The sequence below is a fragment of the Neotabrizicola shimadae genome, from assembly GCF_019623905.1.
Taxonomy (GTDB): domain Bacteria; phylum Pseudomonadota; class Alphaproteobacteria; order Rhodobacterales; family Rhodobacteraceae; genus Neotabrizicola; species Neotabrizicola shimadae.
The window spans coordinates 1404604-1425515 of sequence record NZ_CP069370.1 but is presented as its reverse complement, the minus strand read 5'-3'; the positions used below and the strand labels follow the sequence as shown (position 1 = coordinate 1425515).

Annotated in this window: 30 protein-coding genes; 21 read left to right on the top strand and 9 right to left on the bottom strand. The window is 66.7% G+C overall.

The genetic code is table 11. The features are described 5' to 3' along the window. The first annotated feature begins 211 nt into the window (after positions 1-211). The 12 genes from JO391_RS06895 to JO391_RS06840 all read left to right on the top strand — a co-directional run bounded on the left by JO391_RS06895 (position 212) and on the right by JO391_RS06840 (position 5459). The gene (locus tag JO391_RS06895; protein WP_220663641.1) at positions 212-1204 is read left to right on the top strand and encodes a hypothetical protein; all 993 of its coding nucleotides are present in this window, start codon (positions 212-214) and stop codon (positions 1202-1204) included. 65 nt (positions 1205-1269) lie between these two features. After that, positions 1270-1560, top strand: a complete 291-nt coding sequence (locus tag JO391_RS06890; protein ID WP_220663639.1) for a hypothetical protein — start codon at positions 1270-1272, stop codon at positions 1558-1560. After that, positions 1560-1865, top strand: a complete 306-nt coding sequence (locus tag JO391_RS06885; protein ID WP_220663637.1) for a hypothetical protein — start codon at positions 1560-1562, stop codon at positions 1863-1865. The genes JO391_RS06890 and JO391_RS06885 overlap by 1 nt, the downstream gene beginning before the upstream one ends. Next, positions 1862-2245 (top strand): hypothetical protein, encoded by a 384-nt coding sequence (locus tag JO391_RS06880; protein ID WP_220663635.1) that lies wholly within the window; start codon positions 1862-1864, stop codon positions 2243-2245. The genes JO391_RS06885 and JO391_RS06880 overlap by 4 nt, the downstream gene beginning before the upstream one ends. A gap of 106 nt (positions 2246-2351) precedes the next feature. Further along, on the top strand, positions 2352-2837 hold the full coding sequence (locus tag JO391_RS06875; protein WP_220663633.1) for a hypothetical protein: 486 nt from the start codon (positions 2352-2354) through the stop codon (positions 2835-2837). After that, a complete protein-coding gene (locus JO391_RS06870; protein WP_220663631.1) occupies positions 2837-3601 on the top strand; it encodes a hypothetical protein in 765 nt (254 codons plus the stop codon). The genes JO391_RS06875 and JO391_RS06870 overlap by 1 nt, the downstream gene beginning before the upstream one ends. 38 nt (positions 3602-3639) lie before the next feature. Continuing rightward, the gene (locus tag JO391_RS06865; protein ID WP_220663629.1) at positions 3640-4248 is read left to right on the top strand and encodes a transglycosylase SLT domain-containing protein; all 609 of its coding nucleotides are present in this window, start codon (positions 3640-3642) and stop codon (positions 4246-4248) included. Continuing rightward, positions 4248-4421 (top strand): hypothetical protein, encoded by a 174-nt coding sequence (locus tag JO391_RS06860; RefSeq protein WP_220663627.1) that lies wholly within the window; start codon positions 4248-4250, stop codon positions 4419-4421. The genes JO391_RS06865 and JO391_RS06860 overlap by 1 nt, the downstream gene beginning before the upstream one ends. 1 nt (position 4422) lies before the next feature. After that, the gene (locus JO391_RS06855) at positions 4423-4818 is read left to right on the top strand and encodes a hypothetical protein (protein ID WP_220663625.1); all 396 of its coding nucleotides are present in this window, start codon (positions 4423-4425) and stop codon (positions 4816-4818) included. A 4-nt stretch (positions 4819-4822) separates the two neighbouring features. Then, positions 4823-5011 carry a hypothetical protein gene (locus JO391_RS06850; RefSeq protein ID WP_220663623.1) on the top strand — a complete coding sequence of 63 codons (189 nt, stop codon included), beginning with the start codon at positions 4823-4825 and terminating at the stop codon, positions 5009-5011. Further along, on the top strand, positions 5011-5178 hold the full coding sequence (locus JO391_RS06845) for a hypothetical protein (RefSeq protein ID WP_220663622.1): 168 nt from the start codon (positions 5011-5013) through the stop codon (positions 5176-5178). Before JO391_RS06850 ends, JO391_RS06845 begins: the two co-directional genes overlap by 1 nt. Continuing rightward, positions 5175-5459 (top strand): hypothetical protein, encoded by a 285-nt coding sequence (locus JO391_RS06840; RefSeq protein WP_220663621.1) that lies wholly within the window; start codon positions 5175-5177, stop codon positions 5457-5459. The genes JO391_RS06845 and JO391_RS06840 overlap by 4 nt, the downstream gene beginning before the upstream one ends. A 350-nt stretch (positions 5460-5809) precedes the next feature. Here JO391_RS06840 and JO391_RS06835 read toward each other — a convergent pair whose 3' ends face one another. Beyond that, on the bottom strand, positions 5810-6979 hold the full coding sequence (locus JO391_RS06835) for an NAD(P)/FAD-dependent oxidoreductase (protein WP_220663620.1): 1170 nt from the start codon (positions 6977-6979) through the stop codon (positions 5810-5812). Between the two features lie 101 nt (positions 6980-7080). On the opposite strand from JO391_RS06835, the gene JO391_RS06830 reads away from it, so the two are divergent. Then, entirely contained in the window at positions 7081-7875 is a 795-nt protein-coding gene (locus tag JO391_RS06830; RefSeq protein ID WP_220663619.1) for a helix-turn-helix transcriptional regulator, read from the top strand. A 270-nt stretch (positions 7876-8145) separates the two neighbouring features. Here JO391_RS06830 and tsf read toward each other — a convergent pair whose 3' ends face one another. From tsf to JO391_RS06815, 3 genes are all read right to left on the bottom strand, one after another. Next, entirely contained in the window at positions 8146-9054 is a 909-nt protein-coding gene (tsf, locus tag JO391_RS06825; protein WP_220663618.1) for a translation elongation factor Ts, read from the bottom strand. 70 nt (positions 9055-9124) lie between these two features. Continuing rightward, positions 9125-9880, bottom strand: coding sequence for a 30S ribosomal protein S2 (gene rpsB / locus JO391_RS06820; RefSeq protein ID WP_220663616.1), 756 nt, complete (start codon positions 9878-9880; stop codon positions 9125-9127). 235 nt (positions 9881-10115) lie between these two features. Continuing rightward, entirely contained in the window at positions 10116-11042 is a 927-nt protein-coding gene (locus JO391_RS06815) for a LysR family transcriptional regulator (protein WP_220663614.1), read from the bottom strand. A gap of 86 nt (positions 11043-11128) precedes the next feature. On the opposite strand from JO391_RS06815, the gene JO391_RS06810 reads away from it, so the two are divergent. From JO391_RS06810 to JO391_RS06785, 6 genes are read left to right on the top strand one after another with little or no spacing between them, the layout of a single operon-like run. Further along, a complete protein-coding gene (locus JO391_RS06810) occupies positions 11129-11758 on the top strand; it encodes an NADPH-dependent F420 reductase (protein ID WP_220663612.1) in 630 nt (209 codons plus the stop codon). 18 nt (positions 11759-11776) lie between these two features. Then, a complete protein-coding gene (locus JO391_RS06805; protein ID WP_220663611.1) occupies positions 11777-12154 on the top strand; it encodes a GFA family protein in 378 nt (125 codons plus the stop codon). Next, positions 12151-12702, top strand: coding sequence for an antibiotic biosynthesis monooxygenase (locus tag JO391_RS06800; protein WP_220663609.1), 552 nt, complete (start codon positions 12151-12153; stop codon positions 12700-12702). Before JO391_RS06805 ends, JO391_RS06800 begins: the two co-directional genes overlap by 4 nt. An 11-nt stretch (positions 12703-12713) precedes the next feature. After that, positions 12714-13451 carry a type 1 glutamine amidotransferase domain-containing protein gene (locus tag JO391_RS06795; protein WP_220663608.1) on the top strand — a complete coding sequence of 246 codons (738 nt, stop codon included), beginning with the start codon at positions 12714-12716 and terminating at the stop codon, positions 13449-13451. Positions 13452-13502: 51 nt separating this feature from the next. Then, complete coding sequence (locus JO391_RS06790; RefSeq protein ID WP_220663607.1) at positions 13503-15023, top strand: FAD-binding domain-containing protein; 1521 nt, start codon at positions 13503-13505, stop codon at positions 15021-15023. Positions 15024-15069: 46 nt separating this feature from the next. Further along, entirely contained in the window at positions 15070-15237 is a 168-nt protein-coding gene (locus JO391_RS06785; RefSeq protein WP_310795064.1) for a DUF2256 domain-containing protein, read from the top strand. A gap of 34 nt (positions 15238-15271) precedes the next feature. Here the strand turns inward: JO391_RS06785 and JO391_RS06780 are convergent, their stop codons facing one another. Beyond that, on the bottom strand, positions 15272-15733 hold the full coding sequence (locus JO391_RS06780; protein ID WP_220663604.1) for a cupin domain-containing protein: 462 nt from the start codon (positions 15731-15733) through the stop codon (positions 15272-15274). Between the two features lie 121 nt (positions 15734-15854). Here JO391_RS06780 and JO391_RS06775 point away from each other — a divergent pair, with 121 nt between their 5' ends. Beyond that, entirely contained in the window at positions 15855-16772 is a 918-nt protein-coding gene (locus tag JO391_RS06775; protein ID WP_220663602.1) for a LysR family transcriptional regulator, read from the top strand. Here the strand turns inward: JO391_RS06775 and JO391_RS06770 are convergent. The 4 genes from JO391_RS06770 to JO391_RS06755 are packed head-to-tail and all read right to left on the bottom strand — an operon-like array spanning position 16769 to position 18554. Beyond that, on the bottom strand, positions 16769-17212 hold the full coding sequence (locus JO391_RS06770) for an SRPBCC domain-containing protein (protein ID WP_220663600.1): 444 nt from the start codon (positions 17210-17212) through the stop codon (positions 16769-16771). The two genes, JO391_RS06775 and JO391_RS06770, sit on opposite strands and share 4 nt — an antisense overlap. Positions 17213-17249: 37 nt before the next feature. Beyond that, entirely contained in the window at positions 17250-17738 is a 489-nt protein-coding gene (locus tag JO391_RS06765) for an SRPBCC family protein (protein ID WP_220663598.1), read from the bottom strand. Then, positions 17735-18223, bottom strand: coding sequence for an SRPBCC domain-containing protein (locus tag JO391_RS06760; protein WP_220663596.1), 489 nt, complete (start codon positions 18221-18223; stop codon positions 17735-17737). Before JO391_RS06760 ends, JO391_RS06765 begins: the two co-directional genes overlap by 4 nt. Further along, positions 18201-18554, bottom strand: a complete 354-nt coding sequence (locus JO391_RS06755; RefSeq protein ID WP_220663594.1) for an ArsR/SmtB family transcription factor — start codon at positions 18552-18554, stop codon at positions 18201-18203. Before JO391_RS06755 ends, JO391_RS06760 begins: the two co-directional genes overlap by 23 nt. Positions 18555-18736: 182 nt before the next feature. On the opposite strand from JO391_RS06755, the gene JO391_RS06750 reads away from it, so the two are divergent. Continuing rightward, on the top strand, positions 18737-20899 hold the full coding sequence (locus JO391_RS06750; protein WP_220663592.1) for a malate synthase G: 2163 nt from the start codon (positions 18737-18739) through the stop codon (positions 20897-20899). Positions 20900-20912 lie beyond the last annotated feature (13 nt).

Sequence of the window (20912 nt, the reverse complement as noted above, 5' to 3'; positions counted from 1 at the left end):
CGGTTTTTCATGGTTTTTCCCGGCTTGCGGGAGATTATCGACTTGGCGAAAATGGCCGCACTTTCAACCTAACCAGCCTCAAGGGGGGCCAGTATGTCCAAATCTATGGTCAACGCGGTGGTCGCGGTCGTGGTCGGCACGATCATCTTCCGCGTCCTCGAAGAGAAGACGCCGCTCAAGTCGCTCCTGAACTGATCCGGGGGGCAGCGACATGGCACAGCAACCCCGCGCGTCCCGTGAGCGGACGGGCAATATCCGAACCTCGGGCGTGAACCCGGAACAGGCGCGGAACCTTCGGGTGCCGCAGCACTTCCGGTATGACGAAAACCTGCCGACGATCAGCAACCAATATGCGGACGGCACGGCGGTCATCGACTTCCCGGTGGGCCTCTACACCTACCGCGCCTTCGGCCTGCGGATCGAAAACAGCGCCGCGATTGCGGGCGAGACGGTCGCCGAAATGGGCGTCTTCCGGCTGAACTCGGCCAACCTTGCGAAGTATGTCGCTTCGGTCGCGCTGGAGATCAACGGCAAGGTGGAACAGGAATTCACCGCCGCCGAACTGATCGACTTCAACGAGTTGATGAACTGGGATGTGCGCGACGGCATCCACTGGATGTGCTTCGGCTCGCCCGGCTTCTTCAAGGAAGACCTGCACGAAGACGCCTACCTGCTTGGCACGTCCAATATCCGTTCGGTGCGCCTTCTGGTGAAGCTGCAAACCGCGTGGCTCGCGACCATGAAGCTGATCGTCGCGACGGAGTATGCCCCCGTCGCGCGGCCCATCGGCTACATCATCACGCACCGCCAACAGCGGTATTCGTTCAGCGCCTCGGGCGAACAGACGATCAGCGACATTCCGCACGGGATCGACCTGGCCGCTATCTGGGTCCGGGCGCTGAACGGCAAGCGGATCGACGGCTACGGCCTGCGGGTGGACGATCAACAGATGTTCGACTGTTCCGTTCCGGCCGCCATGGCCTTGGGCGCGCTCTGGGGCAAGGACACGTCGCAGCTTGCCGCCGGCAACCTCTTCATCGACTTCTGGCGCGAAGGCGATGCCAACAAGGGCTTGGCGGCGCTCGCCCAAATGGCCCAGGTGCGGCGCAATGCCGATATCCGCCTGACGCTGAACTTCGGGGAGGCGGCGGCAGAAATCAAGCTGATCACCTTCCACTGCGGCCTTTACGCGCTGCAACGCTGACCTCGGGCGGGTGAAGACTTGGGGCGGCGCTACGGTGCCGCCCCGTCCATAAATCGGGGGCAAGCATGGCGAAGATGTGGGACGGGATATTCGGCTTTCTCGACGGCCTCGGCGGGGTCGCGGAGAGGGTCAACAACTTCAGCGACGACGCGGCGGGCGTGGCCGAAAACCTCGCGCGGGGCAGGGCGGCTCTTGCCAATCAGCGGGCCGACAAGCGCGGTCGCGATCTGGATTTGGCCGAACAGCGGCAGGATATCCAGCTTGAAGCCGTCAAGGTGGAGCGGGGCGACAACCGCGAACTGTATTGGGCCGGGGCCTTCGTCGCGGGGCTGGTCATTCTCTTGGTGGTGCGCTGATGCCGGGTGTTCCCTTTGAACTTGGGTTTTCCTTCGCGAACACGCCGATCAGCGGATCGGACGCCTACACGGACGGTTACGCGCGGTCTGACCTGACCTCGCCGTTCTGGTCGGACGGCGGCGGCAACAGCGCCGCAAACGGCCTCAATGGAGCGTGGGATTTCGGCGATGTGGTGTTCGGCTCGGATGGGGTCGGCGGCACGATGGCGGGCGGCTCTACGCCGATCACGGGCCTTGTGCGGGATATCGCGGTCGGTGTCGCCGTGGCCCTGCTGGCAAAGTATCTGTGGGGGAAAATCCGGTGAAAATCTCGGTCACGAAAGCCCCTCTGGCCGCCGATCTGGCGGCGCAGCTTCCCGCCGATGAAGCCGCCCAGGTGGCGGCCCTTGGCGCGCGCGATGACTGCCTGACGCTGGCCTATGTGGACGGCGGCAAGCTGGCCGGTTACGCGATCTTCGGGCATGGCGATGATGGCTTTGTGGTCATCTACATGGCCCGGTCAATGGCCAAGGGCCTTGCGGCTGTTGTGCTGCAATCGGTCTTCGGGGCGGCGCAAGTGATGGGCAAGCCCCTGCGCGTCCATACGGAGCGGGTGCGGGCCATGGCGCGCATGATGGGCGCGGACCTGTCTTCGGTGTTCTCGGACACTGACGGCATCCCGATGGGGGGCTTTCATGGGGTCTGACAGCAAGTCGTCTTCCTCGAATTCGTCTTGGACCTCCAATTCTTCCTCGAATTGGAACCAGACGACGAACACGAGCAACACCACGACGAACACCACGCAAGTTGCCATGTCGCGCGATGCGATCCTGCAATCAGGAACGCAGATCCTTGATAGCGTGATTGTGGACCCTTCGGACGAGGTGATGAAGGCGCTTATCGGCCAATTGGGGGCTTCCTTTGAAGTCCTGATGTCGGGTCAGCGGGCGTCTATGTCCGACCTCTTGGGCCTCGGGCGGCAGGTGCTTGACCTCGCCGACCGGAACCAAATCGAGATGGCCGGGATGGCTCAATCAACCCTGCGCGCCTCTATCGACTGGATGGAGCAAATGGTTGAGCAAGGCAAATTCGTGATCGACTTTGCCTCGGAAGCCCTTTCCACGTCCTACGACTTCGCCGGGTCGGTTGTGGACGGAAACCAGACGCTCGCGGAAAAGGCGCTCGCGCTCGCGGCAGACGTGAAGACGGGCGACTATTCCGACACGCTCAAGAGCATGGCGGCAATGACCATGCTGTTCGCCCTCGGGGCGCTGTTCATCACGAAAGGAAGCCGGTAATGCGCTGGTCGCACGAACTCATCCGAATTCCGCCCTTCGGCAAACAGCCGGTGGAGGCGCGCGGGGGCCTCGGCTATGTGGAAGGCAACGTGCCCTTCATCGCGTTTGAAGAAGGCTCGGACCTGATGCGCCTGCGGACGGGGCAGGCGGTGCCGGTGCTGGCGCGCAAGGTGAGCCTGCTCAATCCGTTCAGCGTGACAGCCGAAGTCCAGATCCTGCGCGGCCCTGACCTCTGCGCGGTCGGCTCGGCCGAAATGCCCGATCATCGGACCTTCGCGGCAACGCGCGCCAAAGCCTCGACTGTCATTCAGAACGTGGCGGGCGGCGGGCCTGCCGCCGGGCGGCGGCGCGGGATCGGCCTCATGTCCAAGCGGGGCAGGTTCCATGTCAACTATTTCAACACGGTAGCCGCAACCGATGTGGCAAACGAAATCATGGTGCTGCCGAAAGCCTCGGTCGCCTTCCTGCCCCTGCGCCCGGCTGCGGCCTTCAACACGTCCATCCCCTGCTATCGCCCGGACGGCTCGATCAATGAAGAGTTGGTGTGCATCGCGGGCAGCTACACCCAAGCGGAGATTGACACTTGGAAGGCGGCGGCGGGCTACACTGCCGCCGAAATCAAGCACGGGGCGAACTTCGCATCCGGTGAATTCCAGGTGGGGCCCGACCTCGCGGCCTTCGTCACGGTGCCGGAAACGGTGGTCCTGAAAACCATCCTCGATATCCGCGACATGGGCGACGTGTCGCTGTTCACGGTGCGGTGATGGGAGCGGGGCGGCTGGTAGTGGTGGGGGGGCTGGCGGTGGGCGGCTGGTGGGCGTGGCAGAACGGCAAGCTGGACGGCCTGCTAGAGCGGCTCGGCTTGGCTGGCACGTCCAGCCCCGCGCCCACGACAGGGAAGGACAGCAAGGACGACGACAACAGCGTGTCGCCGTGGTGGCCGATATCCTCGGACAACCTGCCTTCGGTCGGCGGCGGCAACCCGTGGGAAAGCGTCCTGCGGCGCAATTGGGCGGTGGTCAGTCCATGGGCCAAGGCCAATTATGGATGGGTCGCCGCGATGATCAAACAGGAAAGCGGGTCGCAGGGCAGCGCCGCGCGCGGATCGGCGGGCGAGGTAGGCTTGATGCAGGTGAAGCCGGGAACGGCGCTGGACCTGTATTCGCGCCTCGGATATCGGCAGTTTCCGGCCACAACTGAGGCGCTAGCGACAGATGCGGGTGGCATCTACTTCGGCACGTCCTATCTGCAATACCTGTCCACAATTCGCGCTGATCGGGCGTGGATCACGAAAGCCTACAACGGCGGGCCGGGATGGGAGGGATTGAGCGACAGCTATAGGGCGGCGCGCGAAACCTACTATTCCGAAGTCCTCGACAAATTCCGCATCCTGTATCCGGGGGTAATCTGATGCCTGCAATCTTGGGAATTCCGTGGCTCTTGGGGCTGATCGGGGTTGGTGCCGCCGGGGGCATCGCCTTGGGCACCTATGAAGCCGGGGCGCAGGCCGGGAAGGGCCTTCGCGAAGTGATGCCGCTGGCGGTGGGCGCGGCGGCGCTGGTCTATCTGATGGGAAGGAAGTGAGATGGCAATCGGCACACTGTTGGGCGGTCGCTTCGATTGGGGCGGGGAGAACTCGCCCGAGAAAACCCCTCTGGTCACGCCCGAAGAACAAGGCGGCTGGCTGGACTTCCTCAAAGGCGACGACGACGAGGAAGACGACGACGCCCCGGCCACGGGCGGCGGTCTTTCGGGCTGGTGGGACAACCTGACATCGGGGGTCAAGGGCGCGGTGGAACGCAACTATGTGGACGGGCTGCTTACCTCGGCTTTGGAGGGCGACGAATTCGCGGGCTATGACCTGGCGAACTACAAGGTCACGAACGCGGGCCGGGAATTCAGCCTGACCGATACCGGCAAGAAGTGGCTCGCGATCGCGGCCTTCGGGGCCGTCGCCCTGTGGATCATGCAGAAGCGGTGAGGCGATGTTGACTGACCTCGCAATCTGGCAGGTGGTGGCGGGCCTCGCGGGGTCTGCCGCCATAACCGCCGGGGCCTACATCTTCCAACGCCTTGTCGCCCAGCTTGATCAGACTGCCGACAAGCTCGGGGAGATATCCACCGTCACAGCGGCCCATGCGGCCCGGCTGGACGCGCTCGAAAGGGTCAAGTGATGCCGCTCATTCTGTTGGCTGGACTGATCGGGGCGGGTGCCGGTGGCGGCTTCTTCGCGTTCGGGTCCAAGGCTGGCGACGGAGCCAGAGAGGGTCAGGTGGCCGCTGCCGTGATCGTGTCGGGCGCGGTCGCGGCCTACATCGTTGTGCGGGCGATGCGGCGATGACCATGGATCACGAGGGCCTGCCGGTGGCCGAAGATGATGGCGAAAAGGCGGCGCGGGCGTGGGCTGCGGCGACGTGGCTAGACGACTTCTGGTCGGTCGTGATCGCAATTCCGGCGCTTTTGGCCTTCGTGCCGGGGGTGCAAGATGTTGTGTCAAGGGGTTTCCAGATCCTCGCGACCGATGCCCCGCCGTGGTATCTCGGCGCGCTTGGTGTCGCGGTAAGCTGGGGCTTCGCCCGGCGGGTCGGCTGGGAACCGAAGGCGGTGCGTAAGGACGGCTGACCTTTCGGACCACCTGACATAATTCCGCGTTAAGATCGGGCGCTAAGTGGGGTCATTCATCTAGGGGGCGAGTGCCCCCTTTCGCGTTTTCGCGGCAGGGGGGTCGGCAGGGGGGTCTAGAATTTGTGGACGGGCACAACCTATGGGGCTTGACGTGTCCACAGTCCATATTCTACGGTCGGCCCTGCGAAGACTGCTGAACTAGCGGGACGAAAGGCGGAAAAAGCCGAAAATCTGATAATCAATATTATGTCATGCATTCGATATGCCGTCCGGCTTCCGCCGCGCCACGGATGAAGCAAGAAACTAATGCCAAATCCGTATGTTGCACCGCATCCTTCAATCCAGCCCTACACCACCGCGCGTTCCAACATCGGCCGGTTCGATAGTACTCGCTCCACTGATAGTTCCGACAGATCCAGCGTCTGCCAACGGCCGTGCAACAGATGTTCCGCGACGCCGCGCCCGACTGCCGGCGATTGCTGCAACCCGTGCCCCGAGAATCCCGTCATCAGGTGCAGGTTCGGCACCGCCGGGTGCGGCCCCAAAATCGCGTTCTGGTCCAGCACGTTGTAATCGTACTGCCCCACCCAGTGTCGCACCACCTTCACTGCATCGAACCCCGGCGCACGGGCGTAAAGCTGTGGCCAGATCACCTCTTCAAACAGATCAAGTTCGGGTTCGAAGTCATTGGGATCACAAGGCCCATCCGTATCCGGCACGGTCGCCGTGATCCACTGGCGATCCTCAGGCCGCAGATAGAATCCCTGGTCGATCAACAACGGTGCGTCCGGGTGGCGCGCGTTCGGCGCGTCGATCACGAACACCGTCCGCTTGCGCGGCTCCACCGGCACTTCGATGCCTGCCATGCGGCAGACCTCTGCCGCCCGTACGCCCGCTGCCATCACCGCGGCTCCGCAGGCGATCCGCTCCCCTCCGGCCAGGGTCACGCCGGCCACCCGGCCACCAGAGACCTCGATGCCAGTCACGCGATCCTTGACATAGCGCGCACCTTGCGCCCGCGCTGCAGTCCGAAAACCGGACAGAAGCCCCATATTGTCAAACCAGCCTTCGTCGCGCGGCCCGAAACTCCCCGCCACCAGGTCGCCCACCTCCAGCCAGGGAAACCGCGCCTTGATCTGGTCGGGCCCCCAGATTTCTGTTGCCGCGCCATGTGCGCACTGCATCGCCGCCAGGTCCGCCATGACCGCCGCATTTTCCGAACGGCCGGTCACAAACAGATAGCCGTTCTCCTTCAGCCCAAGCGACGGCACGCCCACATCATGGCCGAGGCTCGCCTGGAACTCACGGATGAAACCGATCCCGAAGCGCGAGATTTCCACGTTCACCGCCGCCGAGAACTGCTGCCGGATCGAGGCGACAGACCGCGCAGTGGCGCTGTTCGCATAGGTCGGATCAGGCTCGACGACCACGACATTCAGCCCAGGATGCAGCCGCGTCAGCCAATAGGCGCAGGACGACCCCATCACCGCACCGCCGATCACAACAACATCAGCCATATGCTTCCCCCCGGTTGACCCCTCGACAGGGCGCTTGCAGCATCGTTAAGTCACGGAGAGGACAAGGACAATGGTCGCCAGGCGGCCGGAACGGACAGGCGATGACGCGCGTGCTGCCCCTTCTGACCCAGATAGCCGAGGCCCGCAGCGCCGATGCGGTCTGGTCCCTTGCAAGCGCCCACTTCGCCAGCCTCGGATTTTCGCGCGCGATCTATGGCCTGGCGCGAGGGCAACGCGCGAACCATTGGCCCGATCCGGCAAACCGTCTCTTCCTGTCCACGCTTGGGCCGGAATTCATCCGCACCTACCTCGAAAGCGGTTCCTTCACGCGCACCGCCCTCTACCGATGGGCAGAAAGCAACGAGGGTGCGTGCACATGGTCATGGATTCCGGCCGCGGTCGCTGCGGGTGAGATTCTGCCTCACGAGGTCGAGGCCCTTCAGCAAGATCGAGAGATGGGAATTGTCGCCGGCATCACAGTGGCCTTCCCGCGATTTCACGCCCGAACGAAAGCCGCGCTCGGCCTCATGGCAGACGTGGGCATGACCCACGAACAGGTCGATGACATCTGGGCGAGCGAAAAATCGCAGATCCTCGCGGTGGCCCACATGATGCACCTCTGCCTGCTGCAATATCCGGCGATGTCCACGCTGCATCGCCTGACGCAACGCCAGCGAGAGGCGTTGGAATGGGTGGCCGATGGCAAGACCACGCAGGATGTGGCGCTGATCATGGGGGTCAGCCCGGCGATGGTGGAAAAGCACCTGCGCTTGGCCCGCGAGGCGCTGGACGTGGACACGACCGCCCAGGCCATAGCCCGCGCTGTGGCCTTGAACCTGCTGTTTCCCGTGCGCAACACCGGCCAGACCTATACGAAAGAGGTAGGGAATCCCTGACTGTTCAGTCCCCGGAAAAGCTGAGACCGTCATTCAAGTTCACGCGCAGCGGGATGTGCAGCCCGTTTGGCCAATGCCAACGGTTCGCTGGTCCTGCAGCCCGGGATTAACTGCGCAACGGCTTCCCTCCCGGTCTGCGCAACGGTTGCGCCCTGTCCTCATCCCCAAGGCGGCGCAAAAGAACGGTGCGGTTCCTTGCGGGACCGCACCGTTTCTCTTTCCAGCGATGCATTGAATGGGCCGCACCTGCAGGCGCGGCCCGATCTCCGCTCAGCCCTGAAGCGCCTTCGCGACTTCGGCGGCGAAGTCTTCCTGCTTCTTCTCGACGCCCTCGCCCACGGCAACGCGGGCAAAGCCGGTGATCTCGACGCCCGCTTCCTTGGCGGCCTGCTCGACCGTCATATCGGGATTGATCACGAAGGCCTGACCAAGAAGCGTGTTCTCCGCCAGGAAGCGCTTCATCCGGCCTGGGATGATGTTGTTGTGGATCACCGCATCGGGCTTCGGCTTGGCCGAGGATGCGTTTTCTTCCAGCGCCTTGGCCGTCTGCACCGCAAGTTCGCGCTCCAGCACCGACGGGTCGAGCGTGGCTTCCGAAAGCGACAGCGGCGAGGTTGCGGCGATGTGCATCGCGAACTGCTTGCCGATTTCCTTGGCCTTGTCTTCCGGCCCGTTCAGCGCAACCAGCACGCCGATCTTGCCCATGCCATCAGCGGCGGCGTTGTGGACGTAAGAGACGACCGTGCTGCCTTCCAGAACGTGAAGGCGGCGGAAGTTCATGTTCTCGCCGATACGGGCGATGGCTTCCTGGATCACCTGGTCCACGGTCTTGCCGTTCAGGTCGGCAGCCTTCACCACCTCGATCGAGTCGCCGGTTTCCAGAGCGACCTTGGCCACTTCGCGCACCAGAGCCTGGAAGTCGGCGTTCTTGGCCACGAAGTCGGTTTCCGAGTTGATCTCGACCGCCACGCCCTTGCCGTTCGACACGGCCACGCCGATCAGGCCCTCGGCCGCAACGCGGTCAGCCTTCTTGGCAGCCTTGGCCAGGCCCTTGGTACGCAGCCAGTCGATGGCGGCTTCCATGTCGCCGGCCACTTCGGTCAGCGCCTTCTTCGCGTCCATCATCCCCGCGCCGGTCAGCTCGCGGAGTTCCTTCACCATTGTCGCGGTGATCGTCATGTCAGACTCCTGAATTCGGATACCGGCGGGAGGTACTCCCGCCGGGTGAAGCTTTGGTGACGGGGGCCGATCAGGCCTCCAGCGCCTCTTCCTCGGGGGCTTCTTCCAGGGCGCCGAGGTCGACGCCGGCGGCGCCAAGCTGGGCCGACATGCCGTCAAGTGCGGCGCGGGCCACGAGGTCGCAGTACAGCGAGATGGCGCGGGCGGCATCGTCGTTGCCGGGGATCACGTAGTTCACGCCCTTGGGCGAGCAGTTGGTGTCGACCACGGCCACGACCGGGATACCCAGCTTCTGGGCTTCCAGGATCGCCAGGTCTTCCTTGCCCACGTCGATGATGAACAGAAGGTCCGGGGTGCCGCCCATTTCGCGGATGCCGCCGAGCGAGGCCTGCAGCTTCGCCTGGTCGCGCTCCATGTTCAGCCGTTCCTTCTTGGTCAGGCCTTCCGCGCCGCCGGCGAGGATCTCGTCGATCTGCTTCAGGCGCTGGATCGAGTTCGAGATGGTCTTCCAGTTGGTCAGCGTGCCGCCGAGCCAGCGGTGGTTGATGTAGTACTGGGCGCATTTTTCGGCGGCTTCGGCGATCGGCTTCTGGGCCTGGCGCTTGGTGCCGACGAAGAGGATGCGGCCGCCCTTGGCGACGGTGTCGCGCACGACCTTCAGCGCCTGGTCCAGCATCGGGACGGTCTGGGTCAGGTCGACGATGTGGATGCCGTTGCGGTCGCCGTAGATGTACTCGCCCATGCGGGGGTTCCAGCGGGCGGTCTGGTGGCCGTAGTGGACGCCAGCTTCAAGCAGCTGACGCATGGAGAACTCGGGAAGAGCCATGTCCGTTTCCTTTCCGGTTTGAACCTCGGCCGGGGTTTCCGGGGTTGCCCCCGAACCGGTGGACCGCCGGGGATTTCTCCCCCGGAGGCCCTCACCCGACCTGTGAAGTGCGCGCCCCTTACCCCTGTTCCCGGACGGGCGCAAGCCCCCTGCCCGGCTTTCCGGGGCGTCCGAGCTCGGGCGCTTTGCTGGGCACAATGATTTCAATGGCTTGCAAGCACGCATTAACTTGGACTTAAGAATTGTCCGAGCTTGCAGCCGAAGCCAGCCGGTCGATCAGCCACAGAAGCGCCGGGTCATGTTCGTTGCGGCGGTGGCGCAAGGCGGTGACGGCAAAGCTGCGCAGCGCCACGGGCGGCGCGCGCGTGACAAGGCCGAAGCGCGGGGCAAAGCCTTCGGCCAGCGCGCGGGGCAGCGTCACCGCGACCGGCGCCTCTGCGGCGGCGGCCAGCGCGGGCAGGAAGGCGGGCAGCGCCGCCACCACGCGCCGTTCGAGGCCAAGCGCCGCCAGCGCCTCGTCCGCGATGCCGCGCAGATCGCCCGCGGGCGAGACGAGGACATGTGGAAAGGCAGCATAGGCGGCGGGCGTCAGATCGCCCTGCCCCAGCACGGCCGCCTGCCCGGCCACCGCGAAATCCTGCCGGTAAAGCGGCGCTGCAATCAGGCTGTCGGGCGCAGACCAGAAGAAGCCAAGCGCGAGGTCGATTTCGCCCGCGATCAGCGCCTCCATCGCCTCGCGCCGCGCCAGGGGCCGCACCGAAAGCTGCAGGCCGGGCGCAGAGGCGGCAAGGTCGCGGATCAGCCCCGGCAGCAGAACTGCCTGTTCGGCGTCCAGCGCGGCCAGACGGATCACGCGCCAGGTGGTTTCCGGCTGGAACGGCGCGGGATCGGCCAGCGCGCCGCGCAGCGCCTGCACCGCGCGGGCCAGCGCCGGCTCCAGCCGCAGCGCCACGGCGGTCGGGTCCAGCCCGTGCGGGCGGCGCAGGAACAACTCGTCGCCGAAGATGTCGCGCAACCGCCGCAGCGCCTGCGAGATGGCGGATTGGGTAAGCCCCAGCTCGCGCGCGACATCGGTGGATTTGCGGTGCCGCATCAGGCCGAGAAAGACCAGAAGCAGCGTGAGGTCGAGCCGACGAAGTTCATTATCACTGATATCGGACATGATACGATTTCATTTTTCATGCAGGCCAAGCCGTCCTACCTGATGACCATGGCCCGGCACAAGCGCCGGCTCGGGGAGAGGCGGGGATGCGGATCGCGATCATCGGCACGGGGAATGTGGGATCGGCCCTGGCACGCGGGCTGAAGGGCAAGGGACATGACCTTTGGCTGGGGGCGCGCGAGCCGGGTACGGTGGCGGCGCTGGCCGCAGAGACCGGGGCAAAGGCCGCCCTGCCCCGCGATGCCGCAGCGGCGGCAGATCTGGTGATCCTGTCCCTGCCCTGGGGCGTGGCCGAGGCGGCGGTGGCCGCCTTGGGCGACCTTTCGGGCAAGGTGGTGGTGGATTGCATGAACCCGATCGGACGCACGGCGCAGGGCATGGGCCTGACCCATGGCCACACGACCAGCGGGGCCGAGATCGTGCAGGGCTGGCTGCCCAAGGCGCGCGTCGTCAAGACGTTGAACCAGGTGGGGGCCGAGATCATGGCCGACACCTCGGTGCTGCCGCACCGGCCCGTGATGTTCATGGCCGGCAACGACGAGGCGGCCAAGTCGCAGGTGGCGCAGGTGCTGGCGGATCTGGGGTTCGAGCCGCTGGATGCGGGCGACCTGACCAAGGCGCGGTATCTGGAGCCCTTTGCGATGGTCTGGATCAACCAGGCGATCTTTCGGGCCAAGGGCCGCAACTGGGCCTTTGCCGCCGTTTCCGCCACCTGACAACCGGGAGATCAGGACATGACCGACAGGCTGACCGCCACCTGCCATTGCGGCAGGGTTCATATCCTAATGCCCGCCGCCGCGGCCGGGGTTCTGGCCTGCCATTGCGGCGACTGCCAGAAGATGCACGGCAATTTCAACGCCTTCCTCGCCGCCCCCCGTGCCGACCTGGTGGTGACGGGTGAAGAGGCGCTGGTCTGGTACCAGTCTTCCGAGGCCAGCCGCCGCGCCTTTTGCGGCACCTGCGGGTCGCGCGTGGTGAAGGAGATCACTGCCGCAGGGCGCTGGCTGATCTCGGCCGGGCTGGTGGACGGGCCAACGGGCAAGCGGATGCTCAAGAATCTGTGGGAGCAGTCGAAGCCGGACTGGTACGACCTGCCGGCGGTGACGGCATGAGCGATCCCGTGACCGTGGTGGTGCGCCGCCGGGTGAAGCCGGGGCGCGAGGCAGACTACGAGGCCTGGCTGTCACGACTGACGGCGGGGGCGGCGCGGGAATTTCCGGGCTATCTGGGCGCCGATATCCAGCGGCCAGGCGCGGATGGTCTGTATCGCAGCATCTTCCGCTTTGACACGGTGGCGCATCTGGAGGCCTTCGAGGGCTCGGCCTTTCGGGCGAAGATGCTGGAAGAGGCCGCGCCGCTGTTTGCCGCCGATGCCGCCTGGGAGCGCATGACCGGGCTGGAGTTCTGGTTCGACCCGCCGCCCGGCACGCGGGTGCCGCAACCCGCGCCGCTGCGCATGGCGCTGGTGCTGGTGGCGGTGGTCTTCCTGCTGGTGCTGGCTCTGAACCTGACGCTTGGGCCCCTGATGGCCGGCTGGCCGCTGCCGCTGCGCGTGCTGGTCACGGTCTGCATCCAGGTGGGGCTGATGACCTTTGTCATCATGCCGCGCCTGACGCCCCGGCTGGCCTGGTTCATCTATCCGAAAACCGTAACTCTCTGAGAGGAAAAGACATGTCTGCAACAATCGACACGCATGGCCAGAAGAAGGTTCTGATGATCGCCGCCAATCCCGGCACCTCGCCGACGACGGGCTGGCCGGTGGGATTCTGGTGGGCGGAACTGACCCATCCCTGGTGGTGCTTCACCGAGGCGGGCTATGCCGTGGATATCGTCTCGCCCCAGGGCGGCGACCTCGTGGCCGACGGGTTCTCCGACCCCGAGGATGCCTCGGGCTATTCGGCGCATGACCTGATCTCGCTTGGATTCAAGACGTCGAAGACCCATGCCGCCTTGGTGAAGGGCACAAAGTCCATCGCCGAGGTGGATCTGGCTGGCTATGACGCGATCTTCCTGGCGGGCGGGCAGTCGCCCATGGTGACGATGATCGACGATACGGCGCTGCATGGGTTCGTGGCGCGGGCCTATGAGGCGGGCAAGGTGGTGGCGGTGGTCTGCCACGGCACCTGCATCCTTCTGAAGACGCGGCTGTCGAATGGCGACCTGCTGGTCAAGGGCAAGACCTGGACGGGCTTTGCCAACAGCGAGGAAGCCTATGCCGATGCCTGGGTGGGCCGGAAGATCCAGCCCTTCTGGATCGAGGAGGAGGCGCGGAAGATCGAGGGGACCAACTTCGTGGTGAACGGCATGTTCAAACCTTTTGCGATCCGCGACGGCAACCTGATCACCGGGCAGCAGCAGTTTTCCGGCGCGGCGGCGGCGGAGCTGGTGGTGCAGGTTCTGGGGCGCTGAGGCGCATCGCGGGACTTGCCGAATCCGGGCGGTGCGGTATCTGCTTGTTCCATGAATGTTCTCGTCTGGTTCAAGCGTGATCTGCGCGCCGCCGACCACCCTGCCCTGGCCCATGCCGCCGGGCTGGGGCGGGTCCTGCCCGTCTATGTGGTGGAGCCGGAGCTGTGGCGCCAGCCCGATGCCTCGGCCCGGCACTGGGGGTTCGTGGCCGAAAGCCTGGCCGAGCTGCGTCGCGACCTGGCGGCGCTTGGGGCGCCCCTGGTGGTGCGGACGGGCGATGCGGTGGAGGTGCTGGCGGAACTGGCGGCGCGGCATGGCGTGACGCGGATGGTCAGCCACCAGGAGACCGGCACGCAATGGAGCTTTGCGCGTGACCGGCGGGTGGCGGCCTGGGCGCGGCAGGCGGGGATTGCCTGGGAGGAACTGCCGCAGGCCGGTGTGCGGCGGGGTGCGCGGGACCGGGCGGGATGGGCCGGGTTTCGCGACGGGTTCATGGCGGGGGCGGTGTTGGCGCCCCCTGCCCTGTCGGCGGTGCCGGGGGTGGAGCCGGGGATGATCCCTTCCGCCGCGGCGCTGAGGCTGGCGGCGGACCGCTGCCCGCACCGGCAGGCGGGCGGGCGGGCGCGGGGGCTGGCGCTGATGGACAGCTTCCTTGCCAGCCGGGGCGAAGGCTATCTGGCAGCGATGTCGGCGCCGGGCACGGGCGAGCGGTCCTGTTCGCGCCTGTCGCCGCATCTGGCCTGGGGCACGCTGTCAGCGCGCGAGGTGGACCAGGCGGCGCGGGCTCGGGCCGAGGAACGGCCGGGCGGGACCTGGGGCGGATCGCTGGCCGGGTTCCGCAACCGGCTGGCCTGGCGCGACCATTTCCTGCAGCGGCTGGAGGATGTGCCGGATCTGGAGGCGCGGGCCATGTCTGCCGCGGCGGAACACTTGCGCCCGCGCGAGCCCGATGCGGCGCGGCTGGAGGCCTGGGCGGGGGGCGAGACGGGGTTGCCCTATGTGGACGCCTGCCTCCGCTATCTGGCGGCGACGGGCTGGCTGAACTTTCGGGCGCGGGCGATGCTGATGGCGGTGGCCTCCTATCACCTGTGGCTGGACTGGCGGGCGACGGCGCCGGTGCTGGCGCGGGCCTTCACCGATTACGAGCCGGGCGTCCACTGGTCGCAGGCGCAGATGCAGTCGGGGGTGACGGGGATCAACGTGCCGCGCATCTACAACCCGGTGAAGCAGGGTCAGGACCACGACCCGACCGGCGCCTTCACCCGGGCATGGGTGCCGGAACTGGCGGCGGTGCCGGACATCTGGCTGCAGGAGCCGTGGAAATGGCCGGGGGCGAAGGGGCTTCTGGGGCGGCGCTATCCCGAGCCGGTGGTGGACCCGGAGGCCGCGGCACGCGCGGCGCGGGCGGCGATGGGGGTGCTGAGGCGCGCGCCGGAGGTGCGGGAGGAGGCGCTGGTGATCGAGGCGCGGCACGCCAGCCCCGGCGCGACCGATCCGCGGTTCCGCCGCGATGCGCTGAGCGGGCGGCGGGCGCGGGCGGTGGAGCCGGGACAGCTGAGTTTCGGGTTCTGAGACTGGACGGCGCGCGGGCGCGCGCCACCTTCCGGCCATGCCGAAGATGCGCCGCAAGTCAGACCTGCCCGTGAAGACCTGCGCCACCTGCGGGCGCCCGATGGTCTGGCGCAAGGCCTGGGCACGGACCTGGGACGAGGTGCGCCACTGTTCCGAGAAATGCCGCCGCGCGCGGGGGCGGACGGAAAGGCCGGGCGATCCCTCGCCCGGCTGAAACCTTCCCCGCGGGGAAGATCCGTCTTGCGCGATCAGGCGGCAATCGCAGCCGGGGCCGGCACGAAGCGCAGGTTGAAGCGCGCGGCAAGGGCGGCGATGCCGATGTCCGTGGTCGGCGCCTCGGCCTGCATCGCGGGGAAGAAGCCCTCGAACCCGCCCGGCGTCATCACCACGAGAAGCTGCCCTGTCTCGCTGCCGATGTTCTGGAAGCGATGGGCCGTGCCGCGGGGGATGACGATGGTGCCGCCGGCGCCCAGTTCCACATGGTCTTCCTCACACCAGAAGCCGAAGCGGCCGGACAGGACGACGAAGAATTCCTCCTCGCGGTCATGGACATGGAAGGGCGGGCCTTCGCCAGCGGGAACCTCGGATTCGAAAACGCCGAGGCTCCCGCCGGTACGATCCGCCGAAATGCGGATGATGTGGCGCCCGAAAGCATCGGCGATCTGGCCGGCTCCGGGAAGGGAAAAGGCAGCCTTGGTGAAAGTGGACATCTGTGTCTCCGTTCTGTGGTTTTCTGAAAGGGCTTCGTCAGGAAGTGATGGCGGTATACGCGGGGCGGCGGGCCGTGATAATCCGGGCGGACCCGAATGCATTGTCTGGATGATTTGACGAATGAAGACGGTTGATCCGCTGCATGGCGTGGCGGCCTTCCTGGCGGTGGCCGACCAGCAAAGCTTTACCGCCGCCGCTGCGGAGCTGGGCCTGACGCGGGCCACGGTCAGCGCGCAGGTGGCGGATCTGGAGGAACGGCTGGGGGTGCGGCTTCTGCACCGGTCCACGCGGGCAGTGCGGCTGACGCCGGCGGGGCAAGCCTATCGCGACCGGCTTGCCGATGTGCCCGAGCGCATCAATGCGGCAGAACGGGCGGCGCGGGCAGAGCAGACCGCGCCCGAGGGCCGGCTGCGCGTGACCGCCCCGCCCGATCTGGCGCAACGCTTCCTTGTGTCCTGGGTGGCGGAGTTCCTGGCCAGCCACCCTGGCATCACCATCGAGCTGGAGTTGTCGAATGCGGCGCGGCGGCTGATCGAGGACCGCTTTGACCTGGCGATCCGGGGCGTGCTGGCGGTGGAGCCGCATCTGGTGACGCGTGCGCTTGGCCGGTCGCCGCTGATCAGCTGCGCGCGGCCCGATTATCTGGATCGGCGCGGGCGACCGGAAGGCCCCGGCGATCTGGCCGGACACGACCTTCTGCACTTTTCGGGTCTGCGAAAGGGCCGGGTCTGGACCTTCGCACGGGCAGACGAGACGGCAGAGATCGCCATCGCGCCGCGGCTTGACCTGAATGACGGCTGGAGCCTGCGGCTGGCGGCGCTGGAAGGTGTCGGAATCTGCCAGTTGCCCGCCTTCATCGTGGGCGAGGATGTGCGCAGCGGCCGGCTTGAGGCGCTGTTGCCCGGCTGGTCTGCCGGGGCGGTGCCGCTGCACGCGGTTTACCCCGACAACCGGCTGATTGCGCAGCGGGTGAAGGCCTTTGTCGCCTTCATTGCCCGCAAGGCCAGGGCCGAGCCTGACCTTGCGGGCGAGGCTTAGAGCGTCACCGCCAGCGCCTCCAGCTTGGCGAGCGTCGTCTGGCCCAAAGCCTCGGCGCCGATCTGTTTGGCCATCGCGAAATCGGCCGGGTCGGAGAAGACCATGACCTGCGTGATGCGGGTGCCGCCGGCTTCGGGGGCCAGCGTGACCGTCACCTGCTTCGAAGTGCCATCCTCGACATCGCCGTCCATGATGAACTCGATGCGTTTCGGTGGGTCCCATCGGGTGTGGCGGTGGCGGTTGGCCCAGACCTTGCCATCGGGGCCGATCATGTCGAACCGCCAGACGCCGCCTTCGCGCAGGTCGATTTCCTTGGTGTGGCAGGTAAAGCCCTGCGGCCCGAACCAGCGCGGCAGAAGCGCCGGATCGGTCCAGCAGCGCCAGACCTTTTCGGGCGGCGCCGGGATCAGGCGGGTGATGGTGAGCGTCTGCGGGGTCATCGGCGGCGTCCTTTCGGGTTGTTCCGGGGGCCTGCGGTCAGAGGCCTTGGGCCAGCGCGTCCAGCTGGTCGGCGGCGATGCCCCAGCCGATCTGGAAGCCCATGTCGTCATGAGTTTTCGCATCGGCGGCGCTGCGGTGCCGGGCAACGGCGCGGTAGCGGGTGCCAGAGCCTTCGGGAGCGAAGGTCACGATGGCGGCGAAGTGCAGGCCGGCCCCGGATTGCACCAGATCCACCGGCGCGAAGTCGGCGCGGAACATGTCGGTGAAGACCAGTTTCCGTTCCGGCACGACCTCCAGAAAACTGCCCTCGTTCGGCACGCTTTCGCCTTCGGGCCCCGCCATGCGGGTGAAGAAGCGCCCGCCGGGGCGCAGGTCGATGACCGCTTCGGAGACTGACCAGGGCTTCGGGCAGAACCACTGGCACAGAAGCGCGGGTTCGGTCCAGGCGCGCCAGACTTTCGCCGGCGGGGCCTTCAAGAGCCGGTCCAGCACCAGATCGCGGGTGGGGTCGAGAGTCAGCGTCATTGCGGGAGCTCCTGGGAAAGCGCGTCAAGCTGGTCGGTGGCGACGGCGGAGCCTTCGGTCCAGCCGCCCTCGGCGTTGGCCCTGGCGTCGGCCACGCTCATGTGCCGGGCGATGGTGCGATAGCGGGTGCCGGTGCCTTCGGGTTCGAAGGTCATCACCGCGGTGAAGGCCGGGCCGAAATCGGCGCTGACCTTCTCCACCGGGGCATAGTCGCGGGTCATCAGGTCGGTGAAGACGAGCCTGGTGTGGGGTTCGGCCAGGAGGATCGCGCCTTCGTTCGGAAACTGCTGGCCATCGGGGCTTTGCGCCAGAAGGTAGAACCGGCCGCCGGGTCGCAGTTCGATTTCGGCATCCACCAGGGTCCAGGGCTTGGGCATGTACCACTGGCAGAGGAGCTTGGGGTCGGCCCAGCACCGCCAGACCAGCGCGGGCGGCGCCTTCAGCAGCCGTTCGACCACAAGGTCAGTCTCGGGGTTGATCTGCATCGTCGTCCTCCAGCGTTGCGAGAAAGGCTTCCAGCCGGTCGGTGCGCGCCTCCCACAGGGCGCGTTGCTGCGAGAGCCAGTCGGCGGTGGCGGCCAGGGTTTCGGGCCGCGCCTGGCAGAGCCGGGTGCGGCCGGACTTGGTGGTGGCGATCAGGCCCGCCTCTTCCAGCACGCCGAGGTGCCGCAGGATGGTGGGTAGCGCCATGCCGGTGGGGCGGGCCAGTTCGCTGACGGGCACCGCGCCCTGCCCCAGCCGGGCCAGCATCTGCCGCCGCGTCGGGTCGGACAGGGCCTGGAAGATTCGGTCGAGGTCGGGATCATGGTGAGCCATGTGGCTAAGTATCACCCGGAATGGAGCGAGGGAAAGAGAAAAGTTAGGCGATGTGCTAAGTTTTTATTCTGCGGCAGCGGTTGAAGCTGCCTTTCGGATTTGCCAGCAAATCCGGGCCGATCGCTTGTTGCGGCACGGGGGCGCCCCGGTATTGTGGCCGCGAAGTCAACGGAGGGCACAGCATGGCCGGGCGCGTGGTTCGGGCGGGATTGCAGGTGGACGAGCGGCTGGCGGCCTTTGTCGAGGGCCGGGCCCTGCCCGGCACCGGCGTGGCGGCGGATCGGTTCTGGGCGGGCCTGTCGGCGGCGGTGGACGAGCTGATGCCGGTGAACCGCCGGCTTCTGGCGGTGCGCGACGAGATGCAGGCCGCCATCGACGCCTGGCACCGCGAGCGGCGGGGCCAGCCGCATGACGCGGCGGCTTATGAGACCTTCCTGCGGGGCCTTGGCTACCTGCTGCCGGAGGGCCCGGATTTCGCTGTGGGCACGGCGAATGTGGACCCGGAGATCGCGCAGATGTCCGGGCCTCAGCTGGTGGTGCCGGTGATGAATGCGCGCTACGCGCTGAATGCGGCAAATGCGCGGTGGGGCTCGCTGTATGACGCGCTCTACGGCACGGATGCGATGGGCGACCTGCCGCGGGGCAAGGGCTTCGATGCGGCGCGCGCCTCGCGCGTGATTGCCTGGGTCCGGGCTCATCTGGACGAGGTGGCGCCTTTGCGCGGCGCCTCGTGGTCGGTGGTGACGGGGCTTTCGGTGCGGGATGGCCATCTGGTCGTCCGGCTGCCGCAGGGCGAGACGGGGCTGGCCGACCCGGCGCAGTTCGCGGGCTGGCGGGACGGCGGGCCTTGCCCGTTGCAGGTGCTGCTCTGCGTGAACGGGCTGGGGATCGAGATCCTGGTGGACCCGCAGACGCCGGTGGGCCGGCTGGACCCGGCGGGGATCTCCGACATCTGGGTGGAAGCCGCGCTGTCGGCGATCATGGATTGCGAGGATTCCGTCGCCGCCGTGGATGCCGAGGACAAGGTCCTGGCCTATGGCAACTGGCTGGGGCTGATGGACGGCACGCTGACCGACACCTTCGAAAAGGGCGGCAAGACCATGACGCGCCGGCTGAACCCGGATGCGCTGTACCATGCCCCCGACGGCGCGCCCCTGTCGGTTAAGTGCCGCGCGCTGATGCTGGTGCGCAATGTGGGCCACCTGATGACCAACCCGGCGATCCTTGACCGCGAGGGCCGCGAGATCGGCGAGGGGCTGATGGATGCCTTCGTCACGGTGCTGTGCGCCATGCATGACCTGCAAAAGACCGAAGGCCCGCGCAATTCGGCCTGCGGCTCGGTCTATGTGGTGAAGCCCAAGATGCACGGGCCTGCGGAAGTGGCGCTGGCTGCCACGATCTTTGACCGGGTGGAGGATGTGCTGGGCCTGCCGCGCAACACGGTGAAGCTGGGCATCATGGACGAGGAGCGGCGCACCAGCGCCAACCTGAAGGAATGTATCCGCGCGGCGAAGGACCGCGTGGCCTTCATCAACACCGGCTTCCTGGACCGCACGGGGGACGAGATTCACACCTCGATGGAGGCCGGCCCGATGGTGCGCAAGGGCGAGATGAAGGGCGAGGCCTGGATCAGGTCCTACGAGGACCGCAACGTGGACATCGGCCTGGCAGTCGGGCTGCGGGGCCATGCGCAGATCGGCAAGGGCATGTGGGCGGCGCCCGACCTGATGGCGGCCATGCTGCGCGAGAAGGTCGCGCATCCCAAGGCGGGGGCCAGCACCGCCTGGGTCCCCTCGCCCACCGCCGCGACGCTGCATGCCACGCATTACCACAAGGTCGATGTGCGGGCGGTGCAGGACGGAATCGCGAAGGGCGGCCCGCGCGGAACACTGGCCGACCTGCTGACCATCCCGGTGGCGCGTGGCGTGAACTGGTCGGCGGAAGAAATCCGCGACGAGGTCGAGAACAACGCGCAGGGCATCCTGGGCTATGTCGTGCGGTGGGTCGATCAGGGCGTCGGCTGCTCCAAGGTGCCCGACATCCATGATGTGGCGCTGATGGAAGATCGCGCGACCTGCCGCATTTCAAGCCAGCATCTGGCGAACTGGCTGCACCACGGCGTGGTCAGCGAGGCCGAGGTGATGGCGGCGATGAAAAAGATGGCCGCCGTGGTGGACCGGCAGAACGCAGGCGACCCCGCCTATCGCCCGATGGCGCCGGGCTTCGACGGGCCGGCCTTCCACGCCGCCTGCGATCTGGTGTTCAAGGGGCGGGTCCAGCCCTCAGGCTATACCGAGCCGGTGCTGCATGCCCGCCGGCAAGAGCGCAAGGCGCTGGACGCCTGAGGGCGCTTGACCG

Bases quoted from the DNA above. Each gene is read 5' to 3' on its own strand.
- JO391_RS06885 (WP_220663637.1), top strand. From the start codon at position 1,560: ATGCCGGGTGTTCCCTTTGAACTTGGGTTTTCCTTCGCGAACACGCCG.
- JO391_RS06750 (WP_220663592.1), top strand. From the start codon at position 18,737: ATGGCCGGGCGCGTGGTTCGGGCGGGATTGCAGGTGGACGAGCGGCTG.
- JO391_RS06775 (WP_220663602.1), top strand. From the start codon at position 15,855: ATGAAGACGGTTGATCCGCTGCATGGCGTGGCGGCCTTCCTGGCGGTG.
- JO391_RS06770 (WP_220663600.1), bottom strand. From the start codon at position 17,212: ATGACCCCGCAGACGCTCACCATCACCCGCCTGATCCCGGCGCCGCCC.
- JO391_RS06790 (WP_220663607.1), top strand. From the start codon at position 13,503: ATGAATGTTCTCGTCTGGTTCAAGCGTGATCTGCGCGCCGCCGACCAC.
- JO391_RS06785 (WP_310795064.1), top strand. From the start codon at position 15,070: ATGCGCCGCAAGTCAGACCTGCCCGTGAAGACCTGCGCCACCTGCGGG.
- JO391_RS06845 (WP_220663622.1), top strand. From the start codon at position 5,011: ATGCCGCTCATTCTGTTGGCTGGACTGATCGGGGCGGGTGCCGGTGGC.
- JO391_RS06760 (WP_220663596.1), bottom strand. From the start codon at position 18,223: ATGCAGATCAACCCCGAGACTGACCTTGTGGTCGAACGGCTGCTGAAG.
- tsf (WP_220663618.1), bottom strand. From the start codon at position 9,054: ATGACGATCACCGCGACAATGGTGAAGGAACTCCGCGAGCTGACCGGC.
- JO391_RS06895 (WP_220663641.1), top strand. From the start codon at position 212: ATGGCACAGCAACCCCGCGCGTCCCGTGAGCGGACGGGCAATATCCGA.
- JO391_RS06890 (WP_220663639.1), top strand. From the start codon at position 1,270: ATGGCGAAGATGTGGGACGGGATATTCGGCTTTCTCGACGGCCTCGGC.
- JO391_RS06830 (WP_220663619.1), top strand. From the start codon at position 7,081: ATGACGCGCGTGCTGCCCCTTCTGACCCAGATAGCCGAGGCCCGCAGC.
- JO391_RS06840 (WP_220663621.1), top strand. From the start codon at position 5,175: ATGACCATGGATCACGAGGGCCTGCCGGTGGCCGAAGATGATGGCGAA.
- JO391_RS06805 (WP_220663611.1), top strand. From the start codon at position 11,777: ATGACCGACAGGCTGACCGCCACCTGCCATTGCGGCAGGGTTCATATC.
- JO391_RS06835 (WP_220663620.1), bottom strand. From the start codon at position 6,979: ATGGCTGATGTTGTTGTGATCGGCGGTGCGGTGATGGGGTCGTCCTGC.
- JO391_RS06850 (WP_220663623.1), top strand. From the start codon at position 4,823: ATGTTGACTGACCTCGCAATCTGGCAGGTGGTGGCGGGCCTCGCGGGG.
- rpsB (WP_220663616.1), bottom strand. From the start codon at position 9,880: ATGGCTCTTCCCGAGTTCTCCATGCGTCAGCTGCTTGAAGCTGGCGTC.
- JO391_RS06810 (WP_220663612.1), top strand. From the start codon at position 11,129: ATGCGGATCGCGATCATCGGCACGGGGAATGTGGGATCGGCCCTGGCA.
- JO391_RS06755 (WP_220663594.1), bottom strand. From the start codon at position 18,554: ATGGCTCACCATGATCCCGACCTCGACCGAATCTTCCAGGCCCTGTCC.
- JO391_RS06875 (WP_220663633.1), top strand. From the start codon at position 2,352: ATGTCGCGCGATGCGATCCTGCAATCAGGAACGCAGATCCTTGATAGC.
- JO391_RS06870 (WP_220663631.1), top strand. From the start codon at position 2,837: ATGCGCTGGTCGCACGAACTCATCCGAATTCCGCCCTTCGGCAAACAG.
- JO391_RS06795 (WP_220663608.1), top strand. From the start codon at position 12,714: ATGTCTGCAACAATCGACACGCATGGCCAGAAGAAGGTTCTGATGATC.
- JO391_RS06860 (WP_220663627.1), top strand. From the start codon at position 4,248: ATGCCTGCAATCTTGGGAATTCCGTGGCTCTTGGGGCTGATCGGGGTT.
- JO391_RS06800 (WP_220663609.1), top strand. From the start codon at position 12,151: ATGAGCGATCCCGTGACCGTGGTGGTGCGCCGCCGGGTGAAGCCGGGG.
- JO391_RS06765 (WP_220663598.1), bottom strand. From the start codon at position 17,738: ATGACGCTGACTCTCGACCCCACCCGCGATCTGGTGCTGGACCGGCTC.
- JO391_RS06855 (WP_220663625.1), top strand. From the start codon at position 4,423: ATGGCAATCGGCACACTGTTGGGCGGTCGCTTCGATTGGGGCGGGGAG.
- JO391_RS06815 (WP_220663614.1), bottom strand. From the start codon at position 11,042: ATGTCCGATATCAGTGATAATGAACTTCGTCGGCTCGACCTCACGCTG.
- JO391_RS06780 (WP_220663604.1), bottom strand. From the start codon at position 15,733: ATGTCCACTTTCACCAAGGCTGCCTTTTCCCTTCCCGGAGCCGGCCAG.